Consider the following 12,467-nt stretch of genomic DNA (forward strand, 5'->3'; position numbering starts at 1 on the left):
TGTGTGGCACACACTGTTGTCCACTTCCATATCGTTACGTCTGGGCACGATGATGTCCGGCGGGCCGGGCGAGCGTTTCGCTGCGTGGTCTTTACATCGCTCTCCGGGGTCCGTAGAGTTCGGCGCACGTCGATTTCTTGGCGGGGGATCATCACGGGGGACCATGTCTTGTCGATCGCGCGCACCCAGCTCTTCCGACTGACGACTCGACTTCCGGCCAGCCGATCTCCGCCCCTGCGGAGCCGGCTGCTCCACGCCGCGTTCCGTCAGTTCGTGACCCAGCGCTCTGCGCGGAACGCTGCCCTCCGACGGCTCGACCAGATCAGGTCGCCCGTCGCTCCCGGGTGTCCTCATGCGGTCGTGCTTCCGTGGAGAGGAACTGTAGATGCGAAGAAGGACACTGCCCGGGGCGCTCCTGGTGCTCGCCCTGGTCGCCGCCGCCGGCGTCGCGCCGGGAGCGGCCAGCGGCGCACCGGGTCGCGCCGCGCCGGCGTCGAGTGAGGACCGGTTGATGAAGGCCACCGCGCTGGCCCAGGACGCGTGGCGGGTGGCGCACGAGGACAGCCGGTACGCGGGCCACTGGGTGGACCCGGACGGCCGGGTGCACGTCTCCTACCAGGGGCGGGCCGCGACGGCGGCAAGTGCGGCCGCCGTCCGGTCGATCTCCGGCGACGTGGTCGTGCACGAGGGCGCTCGGTACACCTACCGGGAGCTGGTGGACCGGCGGGACAAGGTGAGCGACCACGTGGCGGCGCTGCGGCAGGCCGGCATCCGGCTGGTCGAGTGGGGACCGCACGAGTCCACCAACACGCTGCGCCTCGGGGTGGTCGATCCGTCCGAGGCCACGGTGCGGACCCTGCGGGACAGGTTCGGTGCGGACGTCGAGATCGAGGAGGTTCCGGCGCCGGAGAAGGACGCCCTCTTCCTCTCCCGCTGGGACGACTTCTCACCCTGGAGCGCGGGCGCCGAGCTGAACGACGGCTACTCGTCGTGCACCATCGGCCCGGGCATCCGGCGCAACGGCGTCAACTACTTCCTCACCGCGGCGCACTGCTTCGCCAACGGCGCCTACCTCTACAACGGCTCCGAGTACGTCGGCCGGAAGAACTGGATCGACACCCGCGACCGGGGCACGGACACGGCGATCGTCACCGGCACGGGGTCGGCGACGATGTTCCGCACCGACACCACCCTCCAGGCGATGTCGGCCACGCCCTGGACGTCGGCGGAGGGCTCGGGCGTCTGCTTCAACGGCGCCTACAGCGGCGAGGTGTGTGGCGGACTGACCGTCATCAAGACGAACTACTGCACCGACATCACCGGCCGGCTGACCTGCGGCACGGCCACCGCCGGCAGGGACGGGGTGGCGGCCGCCGGGCACGGCGACAGCGGCGGCCCGGTGCACATCGTCAGCCCCCGGTGGGCCTACGCGGGCACCATCGTGGGCGCGGCGAGCCCGCAGTTCGTCTGCCCCCGCAACAACCAGGGCGGTACCCGGACATGCTCCTCCTGGGTCCGCTTCCAGATGATCGGTCCCGTGCTGTCGTACTGGAACGCCACTCTGCTGTGACCCAGGTCCTTCCGGCGGGGGCGGTGGCCGACCGGCCACCGCCCCCGCCGGGGTTCCCTGACCTGGCTCAGCAGGCGGTGCCCTGCCGGAATTTGCGCTCGACGTACGAGGCCGGCCCGACCTGGAAGTAGCCGACGCCCGGCCGGAAGCCGACTGCCCGGCGGGGCCGGAAGAGATCCACACCACCCGGGCCGGCGTGCCGTGCGGCGCTGCTGGAGACCCCCGGCGCGGCGGGGATAGGGTAAGCGGACCGACCTCGACCATCCCATGATCCGACCCCGGGGGGCGCTCCGCATGGGCGATTCGTTCGCGCATCTGCACGTGCACACGGAGTACTCGATGCTCGACGGCGCCGCCCGACTCAAGGATCTGTTCGCCGAGGTCAGCCGGCAGGGGATGCCGGCGGTCGCGATGACCGACCACGGCAACATGCACGGCGCGCACGACTTCTACAAGCAGGCGATGGCGGCCGGGGTCACCCCGATCCTGGGCATCGAGGCGTACGTCGCGCCGGAGTCGCGCTTCCACAAGCAGCGGGTCAGGTGGGGCCGCCCGGAGCAGAAGAGCGACGACGTCTCCGGCAGCGGCGGTTACACGCACAAGACCATCTGGGCGCGGAACAAGACCGGCCTGCACAACCTGTTTGCGCTGACCTCCCGGGCATACACCGAGGGCTTCTTCGTCAAGTGGCCGCGGATGGACGCCGAGCTGATCGCCGAGTACGCCGACGGGCTGATGGCGACCACCGGCTGCCCCTCGGGTGAGGTGCAGACCCGGCTGCGGCTGGGCCAGGACGCGCAGGCGCTGGAGGCGGCGGCGAAGTACCAGGAGATCTTCGGTAGGGAGAACTACTTCCTGGAGCTGATGGACCACGGCCTGGACATCGAGAAGCGGGTCCGCGACGGGTTGCTGGAGATCGGCCGCAAGCTCGGCATCCCACCGGTGGTCACCAACGACTCGCACTACACCCACGAGGCGCAGGCCGAGTCGCACGATGTGCTGCTCTGCGTGCAGACCGGCAGCAACATCGCCGACCCGAACCGGTTCAAGTTCGGCGGCAGCGGCTACTACATCAAGTCCGCCGACGAGATGCGCGGCGTGGACGGCTCCGACGTCTGGCTGGAGGGCTGCCGCAACACGCTGCTGGTGGCCGAGCGGGTCGACCCGACCGGGATGTTCGAGTTCCGCAACCTGATGCCGCGCTTCCCGGTGCCCGACGGCGAAACCGAGGAGTCCTGGTTCCGCAAGGAGACCTTCGCCGGGTTGGCCCGCCGGTTCCCCGACGGCGTCCCGGAGACCCACGTCAAGCAGGCCGAGTACGAGCTGGGCGTCATCATCCAGATGGGCTTCCCGTCGTACTTCCTCGTGGTCGCCGACTTCATCCAGTGGGCGAAGAGCCAGGGCATCGCGGTGGGCCCGGGCCGTGGCTCGGCGGCCGGCTCGCTGGTGGCTTACGCACTGGGCATCACCGACCTGGACCCGCTGCCGCACGGCCTGATCTTCGAGCGGTTCCTGAACCCCGAGCGGGTCTCCATGCCGGATGTCGACATCGACTTCGACGAGCGCCGGCGCGGCGAGGTCATCCGGTACGTCACCGAGAAGTGGGGCGAGGACAAGGTCGCCCAGATCGCCACCTTCGGCACGATCAAGGCGAAGGCCGCGATCAAGGACTCGGCCCGGGTGCTCGGCTACCCGTACGCGGTGGGTGACCGGATCACCAAGGCGATGCCGCCGGCGGTGATGGGCAAGGACATCCCGCTGTCCGGCATCTTCGACCCGAAGCACCCGCGCTACGCGGAGGCCGGCGAGATCCGCGGCCTCTACGAGTCCGACCCGGACGTGCGCAAGGTGATCGACACCGCGCGCGGCATCGAGGGCCTGATCCGGCAGACCGGTGTGCACGCCGCCGGCGTCATCATGTCCGCCGAGCCGATCATCGAGCACATCCCGCTGATGCGCCGGGACGCCGACGGGGCGATCATCACCCAGTTCGACTACCCGACGTGCGAGTCGCTCGGGCTGTTGAAGATGGACTTCCTCGGCCTGCGCAACCTCACCATCATCGACGACGCGCTGAAGAACATCGCCTCCAACCACGGCACCGCCGTCGACCTGCTGAAGCTGCCGCTTGACGACAAGCCGACGTACGAGCTGCTGGCGCGTGGCGACACGCTCGGCGTCTTCCAGCTCGACGGCGGGCCGATGCGCTCGCTGCTGCGGCTGATGAAGCCGGACAACTTCGAGGACATCTCGGCGGTGCTGGCGCTCTACCGGCCCGGCCCGATGGGCGCCAACTCGCACACCAACTACGCGCTGCGCAAGAACGGCCTCCAGGAGATCACCCCGATCCACCCGGAGCTGGCCGAACCGCTGGAGGAGATCCTCGGCCCCACCTACGGCCTGATCGTCTACCAGGAGCAGGTGCAGCGCGCCGCGCAGAAACTCGCCGGCTACAGCCTCGGCCAGGCCGACCTGCTGCGCCGGGCGATGGGCAAGAAGAAGAAGGAGGTCCTCGACAAGGAGTTCATCCCGTTCCGCGACGGCATGCGGAACAACGGCTACTCCGACGAGGCCATCCAGACCCTCTGGGACATCCTGGTCCCGTTCGCCGACTACGCCTTCAACAAGGCGCACACCGCCGGCTACGGGCTGGTGTCGTACTGGACCGGCTACCTCAAGGCCAACTACCCGGCCGAGTACATGGCGGCGCTGCTCACCTCCGTCGGTGACGACAAGGACAAGATGGCGCTCTACCTGTCGGAGTGCCGGCGGATGGGCATCCAGGTGCTGCCGCCCGACGTCAACACCTCGGCCGGGCCGTTCACCCCGGTCGGCAAGGACATCCGGTTCGGCCTGGCCGCCATCCGCAACGTCGGCGCGAACGTGGTCGCCGCGATCATGCGGTGCCGGGACGAGAAGGGCGCCTACACCGACTTCTACGACTTCCTGTCCAAGGTGGACGCGGTGGTCTGCAACAAGAAGACCATCGAATCGCTGATCAAGGCCGGGGCGTTCGACTCGCTCGGGCACCCGCGCAAGGGCCTGCTCGCGGTGCACGCGGACGCCATCGACGCGTACGCCGACGTCAAGCGCAAGGAGGCCGTCGGCCAGTACGACCTCTTCGGCACCGGATTCGGCGAGGCGGACACCGGTGGCAGCACCACTGTCATGCCGACCATCGGCGACGGGGAGTGGGACAAGCGCGACAAGCTCGCCTTCGAACGCGAGATGCTCGGCCTCTACGTCTCCGATCACCCGCTGTTCGGCCTGGAGCACGTGCTCGGCGCGGCCGCCGACTGCACCATCGCCGCGCTGTCCGAGGAGGGCACCGTCCCGGACGGCGCGGTGGTCACCCTCGCCGGCATCCTCTCCGGCGTGCAGCGGCGGGTCACCAAGCAGGGCCGGGCCTGGGCCTCGGCCACCCTGGAGGACCTGGCCGGCGGGGTGGAGACGCTCTTCTTCCCCAACACGTACGAGGTGATCGGGCAGTACATCGCCGAGGACGCCATCGTGGTGGTGAAGGGGCGGGTCGACCGCCGCGACGACACCCCGCGGATCATGGCGATGGACATGTCCATGCCGGACGTCAGCAGCAGCGCGGCCAACAAGCCGGTCACCCTCACCATCCCGGTGACCCGGTGCACCCCGCCGCTGGTCGAGCGGCTCAAGGAGACCCTGGTGCTGCACCCGGGCGACGCCGAGGTGCACGTCAAGCTGCTCAACGGCAGCCGGACCACCACGCTGCGGCTCGGCCCGTTCCGGGTGGCGGCCACCACCGCGCTGATGGCCGACCTGAAGAGCGTCCTCGGCCCCGCCAACGTGAGCTGACCCGGCCCGCGGACGCGCCCACCCGGTCCGCCACCCAAGATCGCGCTACATCCAGCAAGTAGTGGCCTCCGTTGCGGGGAGGCCACTACTTCCTGGTTCGAGCGCGACCTTGGCCGGTCCGCGGTCGCCGCCCCGTTGGTGGGGCAGCTCGACAGGATCCGGGCAGGCGTCGGGTGGGAGCGGGCGAGGGGCGGGTCCGGGAGGGTGCGGCGTCGGGCGACTGCGGCGTCAGGCCGGCACCGGCGGGCCTGCGCGTGGGGTCGGCGGGGATCGGGCTGCTGCCCGCCGGCATCCGGGCCGTCGCGCAGGCGGTGGACTGGTCGGCCGACGGCGACCCGCTCGACTGCGTGGTGCTGGTCGGGCTGCACCGGGCCAACGGCTGGGCGGACCGGCTCGACGGCCGGTTCGCCCTCTTCCTCGCCGTCGAGCAGCTCGGCCCGCCGGGCGACGACCGGCTGCTGGTGCTGCACGAGGCGGCGCACGTGCTGCACGACCGGCTCGCCGCGATCCGCGACTGGCCGCCGCACGGGGTGGCGAACGCGCTGTTCACCGAGGGGCTGGCCACCCAGGTCTCGGCCGAGACCGCGCCCGGCCGCAGCGACGAGGAGTACCTCTGGTTCGGCCGCCCCGGCTACCGGACGTGGCTGGACACCTGCCATCGCCGGTGGCCGGAGATCCTCGACCGGATCGGCGCCGACCTGGACGCCACCGACCCCGAGCACCACGCGCCGTACTTCCTGATGCGCGACTCGCCGCTCGCCGGCGACCTGCCGAAGCGCTGCGGTTACCTGGTCGGGCTGGCGGTGGTCCGCCGGCTGCGCGGCGAGCATCCGCTGGCCGACCTCGCCCGCTGGCCGCTGGACCGGGTGGTCGACGAGGTACGCCGGAGCCTGCGCGCCCTCCGCGCCGCCGCCTGATCGACGCCCACCCCGGCCCGCCGGGGTACGGCGCCGGCACGGCGGGCCGTCGGGTGAGCGCTCCTGGTGGCGGCCACGCCGGCGGGTCGACGTGGGCCGCGAGCGCGCAATTGGCAGTGCCGCCGGCCAGCGGCGGTGGATAGCGTCGACCGGGTGGAGATCGAGCAGGCGCAGCAGTTGTGGCAGCCGCAGCCGGGATGGCTGAACACCGCCAGCTACGGGCTGCCGCCCGAGCCGGCCTGGACGGCGGTGCAGGAGGCGCTGGCCGACTGGCGGGTGGGGCGTACCTCGTGGGAGGGGTGGGGCGCGGCGACCGAGCGGTCCCGGGCCGCCTTCGCCAACCTGGTCGGGGTGCCGGTCGCGGACGTCGCGATCGGCAGCGTGGTGTCGCAGCTGCTGGCCCCGGTCGCGGCCGCGCTGCCGCCGGGCGCGACCGTGGTGGCGCCCGAGGTGGAGTTCACCTCCAACCTGTTCCCCTGGCTGGTGCAGGCCGAACGGGGGGTGCGGGTGCGCACGGTGCCGCTGGGCAGGCTGGTCGACGCGATCGACGCCGGCACCGACCTGGTCGCGTTCAGCCTGGTGCAGTCCGCCGACGGCGCGGTGGCCCCGTACGACGAGATCGTGACCGCGGCCCGGGCGCATGGCGCGCTGGTGGCGGTGGACGCCACCCAGGCGTGCGGCTGGCTGCCGTTCGACGCGGCCCGCGCCGACGTGGTTGTGGTCGGCGCGTACAAGTGGCTGATGGCGCCGCGCGGCACCGCCTTCGCCTACCTGGCCCCCGACCTGCGCGACCGGCTGCGCCCGGACGCCGCCGGCTGGTACGCGGGCGAGGACCCGCACGCCTCCTACTACGGGCCGCCGCTGCGGCTGGCCGCCGACGCCCGGCGGTTCGACATCTCCCCGGCCTGGTTCAGCTGGGTCGGCACCGCACCCGCCCTCGACCTGCTCGCCGAGATCGGCGTGCCGGCCGTGCACGCGCACAACGTGGCGCTGGCCAACCGGTTCCTCGCCGGGCTCGGCCGCCCGCCGGAGGACAGCGCAATCGTCACCGTCGAGGTGCCCGGCGCGCGGGAGCGGCTCGAGCGGGCCGGGGTGCGGGCCGCCGTACGGGCCGGCCGGGTGCGCGCCTCGTTCCACCTCTACTCCACCGACGACGAAGTCGACCTGGCGCTGGACGCCCTGACCGGCTGACCGGGAACGCTCCCGCGGCGCTCACCGTGGGTGCGCCACATGCCGCAGCGTCACCGACCGAACTACTGATTGCTCTCGATGGCCCGAGGCCGGGCCGCGGCGGTTGGGGATGGTGGGTACACCTGGTCCCAGGCCGAGGAATATGTGGGTCACCCACATGGCTCGATTCGCACACCCCGCCGTAGGTTTCCTGAACGCGACGGCCATGTGACAACGGTCACCGACCGGGCCCGTCGCGCCAGACCTGCGGAGGATGGGCGATGGCCGGGCAAGCGCTCCTTTCAGCTCGCGGGCTGACCCGCGACTTCCGGGGCTTCCGGGCGGTCGACGGCGTCGACCTGGACGTGGCGCCGGACAGCGTGCACGCGCTGGTCGGCCCGAACGGCGCCGGGAAGACGACCCTGTTCAACCTGCTCACCGGCTTCCTCAAGCCGAGCGGCGGGCGGATCGAGCTGGCCGGGCGGGACGTGACCGGGCTGCCGCCGGAGCGGGTGGCCCGGCTCGGCGTGGCCCGCTCCTTCCAGATCACCAGCCTCTTCCCGCAGCTCAGCTCCCGGGAGCACGTCGAGCTGGCGTTGCAGAGCCCGAGCGGGCTCGGCTGGCGGTTCTGGCGCTCGTCCGCGCTGATGCGGCGGTACACCGACCGGGCCACCGAACTGCTCGCCATGGTGGGGCTGGCGGAGCTGGCCGAGGCGCCCGCCGAGGCGCTCGCGTACGGCCGCAAGCGGGCCCTGGAGCTGGCCATCGCGCTCGCCCTGGACCCGAAGGTGCTGCTGCTGGACGAGCCGACCGCGGGCATGGGCCTGGAGGACGTCGACCGCACCGTGGACCTGATCGCCCAGGTCCGGCAGGGCCGGACCGTGGTGATGGTCGAGCACAACATGAGCGTGGTCGGGCGGCTCGCCGACACCGTGACCGTCCTGCAGGCCGGCAAGGTCCTCGTCGAGGGCCCGTACGAAGAGGTCCGCGCCGACGAGCGTGTGATCACCGCCTACCTGGGAGCCGCTGATGCTGCGCATTGAGAACCTGTCCGCCTGGTACGGCGAGGCGCAGGTGTTGCGGGAGGTCAGCCTGGAGGTCAAGGCTGGCGAGGTGGTCACCCTGGTGGGCCGCAACGGCGCCGGCAAGTCCACCCTGCTGCGCTGCGTGATGGGGCTGCACGCCGGCCAGCGCGGCACGGTGGAGCTGGACGGCCAGGACGTCGGCCGGCTGCCGGCGCACCGGCGGGCCCGGCTCGGGCTCGGCTGGGTCCCCGACGACCGGGGCAGCTACGCCACGCTGACCGTGACCGAGAACCTCACCCTGCCGCCGACCGTGGGCCCGGACCCGTGGTCGCTGGAGCGGGTGTACGAGGCGTTCCCGGCGCTCTACGAGCGGCGGGACTCGGCCGCCACCATGCTCTCCGGCGGCGAGCAGCAGATGCTCGCGCTGGCCCGGGTGCTGCGGATGGGCGCCCGGCTGCTGCTCTGCGACGAACCGACCGAGGGGCTCTCGCCGCTGCTCGTGCAGCAGGTCGGCGACCTCCTGCGAGAGGCCAAGCGGCACGGCGTGACCGTGCTGCTGGTGGAACAGAACCTGCACTTCGCCACCGGCGTCGCCGACCGGCACTACCTGCTGGCCGAGGGACGCGTCGCGGAGGCGATGGACAACTCCGAGGTGCGGTCGCGGGAGCGTGAGCTGCTGTCGTACCTCGGCATCTGATGTCGACAACGGACACCGCGCCCGGCGCGGACGAAAGGATCGGGCATGCGTAGGACGGTGGGTGTGGCCGCCGCTTCGGCGGCGGCGGTGATGCTGGTCGCCGGCTGCGGCGGCGGTGGTCCCCAGTCGGGCGGCGACGAGAAGCTGACCGGGGGCAAGATCGTGCTGGGCGTGCTCAACGACCAGTCCGGCGCGTATTCGGAGCTGTCCGGCAAGAACTCGGTGACCGCCGTGGAGATGGCGGTGGCCGACTTCAAGGCCAAGCACGGGGACAAGGCGATCGCGAAGGACATCATCGTCGAGACCGCCGACCACCAGAACAAGCCGGACGTGGCCAACAGCAAGGCCCAGGAGATGTACGACCGCCAGGGTGCGGACATCATCCTCGATGTGCCCACCTCCTCGGCGGCGCTGCGGGTGGCCGACGTGGCCAAGGCGAAGAAGAAGCTCTACTTCAACATCGGCGCGGCCACCACCGACCTGACCGGCAAGAGCTGCAACAAGTACACGTTCCACTACGCGTACGACACGTACATGCTGGCCAACGGCACCGGCAAGACCACCACCGAGCAGGTGGGCAAGAACTGGTACATCCTCTACCCGAACTACGCCTTCGGCCAGGACATGGAGAAGAGCTTCTCGGCGGCCATCACCGCGGCCGGCGGGAAGGTCGTCGGCAAGGACGGCGCGCCGTTCCCGAACACCAGCGGCGACTTCTCCACCTTCCTGCTCAAGGCGCCGACGCTGAACCCGAAGCCCGAGGTGCTCGGCACCATGCAGGCCGGCGCGGAGCTGGTCAACGTGGTCAAGCAGTACAACGAGTTCAAGCTGCGGGACAAGGGCGTCGGCCTGGCGGTCGGCCTGATGTTCATCACCGACATCCACTCGCTCACCCCGGCCGCGCTCGCCGGCACCACCTACACCGACGCCTGGTACTGGAACTTCGACCAGCAGAACCGCGAGTTCGCCGACCGGTTCCAGAAGGAGACCGGCACCCGGCCGTCCTTCGCGCACGCGGCCAACTACTCCGCCGCCATGCAGTACCTGGAGGCCGTGCAGGCCGCCGGCACCGACGACGCCGACACCGTGGTGAAGGGGCTGGAGGGCAAGGAGGTCAACGACGTCTTCCTGCGCAACGGCAAGATCCGCGCCGAGGACCACCGGGTCATCCACGACGCGTACCTGGCCCAGGTGAAGCCGCAGTCCGAGGTCACCGAGCCGTGGGACTACGTCAAGGTACTCAAGACCATCCCCGCCGCCGAGGCCTTCGCCGCCCCGTCGTCGGCGTGCAAGATGTGACGGGCCGATGACCGGCTTCCTGCAGAACACGTTCAACGGGTTGGTGAGCGGGGCGTTCTACGCCCTGCTCGCCCTCGGGCTCGCGGTCATCTTCGGCATGCTGCGAGTGGTCAACTTCGCCCACGGGGCGTTCTACATGCTCGGCGCCTTCGGCGCGTACGTGCTGCTCAGCGAGGCGGGCGTACCGTTCTGGGCGGCGTTGGTGATCATGCCGGTGGGCCTCGGCCTGCTCGGCATGGCGCTGGAGCGGGCGTTCATCCACCGGCTCACCCGGCTCGACCCGCTCTACAACTTCCTGCTCACCTTCGGGTTGACGCTGATCCTGCAGGACCTGGTCAAACTGCGGTACGGGGTGCAGTCCAGCCCGTACGCCACCCCGTCGGCGCTGAGCGGCTCGGTGGACTTCGGGATCTTCGACTTCCCCACCTACCGGGTGTTCATCCTCGGCTTCGCGGTGGCCGTCTGCGTCGGCGTCTGGTGGGTGCTCACCCGCACCCGGATCGGCATGGTGGTCCGGGCGTCGACCGAGCGGCCCGAGCTGACCCGGGCGTTCGGCATCAACGTCGGGCGCTGGGTCACCCCGGTCTTCGGCTTCGGCATCGGCCTGGCCGGGCTGGCCGGCGTGCTCGCCGCGCCGATGCGGGCGGTGAACCCGCTGATGGGCGCCGACCTGATCATCGTGGTCTTCGCCGTGGTGGTGATCGGCGGGCTGGGCTCGATCTTCGGCTCGGTCGCCGCGGGCTTCGGCATCGGGCTGGTGCAGGCGTGGGGCGAGGCGTACCTGTCGCAGTTCCCGATCGTGTCGCAGACGATCGTCTTCATCGTGATGGCCGTCGTACTGCTCTGGCGCCCGGCCGGGCTGTTCGGCCGTGAGGAGGCACCGGCATGACGAGCACCGTGGACACCCCGGCCGACGCGGCCCGCCCGGCCGCGCCGTCCGGGCTGCTCACCGTCGCCCGCGCGCCCCGCTGGCTCCGGTACGCGCTGCTCGCCGTCGGGCTGCTGGTGGCGTTCTGGCTGCCCAACGGGCTCTACCCGGCGGTGGCGGTGGACATCCTCTGCTGGGCGCTGTTCGCGGTCGCGGTGGACCTGCTGCTCGGCTTCACCGGGCTGATGTCCTTCGGGCACGCCGCGTTCTGGGGCACCTCCGCGTACGTCACCGGCCTGGTGGCGATCCACGTCGGGCTGCCGTTCCCGGCCGCGGTGCTCGCCGGCGCCCTCACCGCTGCGCTGCTCGCGGTGCCGATCGGCTACCTGGCGGTGAAGCGGACCGGCATCTACTTCGCCATGGTCACGCTGGCCTTCGCGCAGATGGTCTACTACGTGGCCAACGAGTGGCGGTCGGTGACCCAGGGCGAGAACGGCCTGCAGGGCGTGCCCCGCGAGCTGTTCGGGCTCGACCTGAGCGACGACTACTACTTCTACTACGCCATCCTGCCGATCGTGCTGCTCGGCCTGCTCGCCGCCTGGCGGATCGTGCACTCGCCGTTCGGCCGGGTGCTGGTCGGCATCCGCGACAACCCGGCCCGGGCCCGCGCGCTCGGCTACCCGGTGCACCGCTACAAGCTGACCGCGTTCGTGCTCTCCGGCTTCATCGCCGGGCTCGGCGGTGGGCTGTTCGCGGTGGGGCACCGGTTCGTCTCGCTGGAGGTGCTGCACTGGACCACCTCCGGCAAGGCGGTCATCGTGGTGGTGCTCGGCGGGATCGGCACGCTCTGGGGTGGGGTGCTGGGCGCGGCCGTCGTGGTGCGCCTGGAGGACTGGCTGTCGTTCTCCGGGTTCGAGGCGATCGGCCTGGTCACCGGCGGCATCTTCGTCCTCGTCGTGCTGCTGTTCCGGCGCGGCCTCTGGGGCAGCGTCGCCGCCCTGGCCAACCGCTGGTGGGCGTCCCGCCGGCGCTGACCGGCCGCGGACACGCCGCTGGCCGGCACCCGTTCCGGGTGCCGGCCAGCGGTCAGGTT

9 protein-coding genes are annotated in these 12,467 nt (G+C 71.2%); all 9 read left to right on the forward strand.

The features are described 5' to 3' along the window. The first annotated feature begins 385 nt into the window (after positions 1-385). The 9 genes from FHX32_RS31640 (at position 386) to FHX32_RS31680 (ending at position 12,408) form a co-directional block, all read left to right on the forward strand. Positions 386-1,570 (forward strand): S1 family serine peptidase, encoded by a 1,185-nt coding sequence (locus FHX32_RS31640; RefSeq protein ID WP_167191453.1) that lies wholly within the window; start codon positions 386-388, stop codon positions 1,568-1,570. Between the two features lie 294 nt (positions 1,571-1,864). Continuing rightward, complete coding sequence (gene dnaE / locus FHX32_RS31645; RefSeq protein WP_167191454.1) at positions 1,865-5,398, forward strand: DNA polymerase III subunit alpha; 3,534 nt, start codon at positions 1,865-1,867, stop codon at positions 5,396-5,398. 173 nt (positions 5,399-5,571) lie between these two features. Then, entirely contained in the window at positions 5,572-6,315 is a 744-nt protein-coding gene (locus FHX32_RS31650; RefSeq protein WP_486481438.1) for a DUF2268 domain-containing putative Zn-dependent protease, read from the forward strand. 153 nt (positions 6,316-6,468) lie between these two features. Then, entirely contained in the window at positions 6,469-7,506 is a 1,038-nt protein-coding gene (locus FHX32_RS31655; RefSeq protein WP_167191456.1) for an aminotransferase class V-fold PLP-dependent enzyme, read from the forward strand. A 260-nt stretch (positions 7,507-7,766) separates the two neighbouring features. Then, positions 7,767-8,528: an ABC transporter ATP-binding protein gene (locus FHX32_RS31660; protein ID WP_167191458.1), complete on the forward strand. Its 762-nt coding sequence runs from the start codon at positions 7,767-7,769 to the stop codon at positions 8,526-8,528. Then, on the forward strand, positions 8,515-9,207 hold the full coding sequence (locus FHX32_RS31665) for a branched-chain amino acid ABC transporter ATP-binding protein (RefSeq protein WP_167191460.1): 693 nt from the start codon (positions 8,515-8,517) through the stop codon (positions 9,205-9,207). Before FHX32_RS31660 ends, FHX32_RS31665 begins: the two co-directional genes overlap by 14 nt. 45 nt (positions 9,208-9,252) lie before the next feature. Further along, the gene (locus tag FHX32_RS31670; RefSeq protein ID WP_167191462.1) at positions 9,253-10,506 is read left to right on the forward strand and encodes an ABC transporter substrate-binding protein; all 1,254 of its coding nucleotides are present in this window, start codon (positions 9,253-9,255) and stop codon (positions 10,504-10,506) included. Positions 10,507-10,513: 7 nt separating this feature from the next. Beyond that, the gene (locus FHX32_RS31675; RefSeq protein WP_088994862.1) at positions 10,514-11,395 is read left to right on the forward strand and encodes a branched-chain amino acid ABC transporter permease; all 882 of its coding nucleotides are present in this window, start codon (positions 10,514-10,516) and stop codon (positions 11,393-11,395) included. Next, positions 11,392-12,408, forward strand: a complete 1,017-nt coding sequence (locus tag FHX32_RS31680; RefSeq protein WP_167191464.1) for a branched-chain amino acid ABC transporter permease — start codon at positions 11,392-11,394, stop codon at positions 12,406-12,408. Before FHX32_RS31675 ends, FHX32_RS31680 begins: the two co-directional genes overlap by 4 nt. Positions 12,409-12,467 lie beyond the last annotated feature (59 nt).

This window comes from Micromonospora sp. CNZ280, from assembly GCF_011759515.1.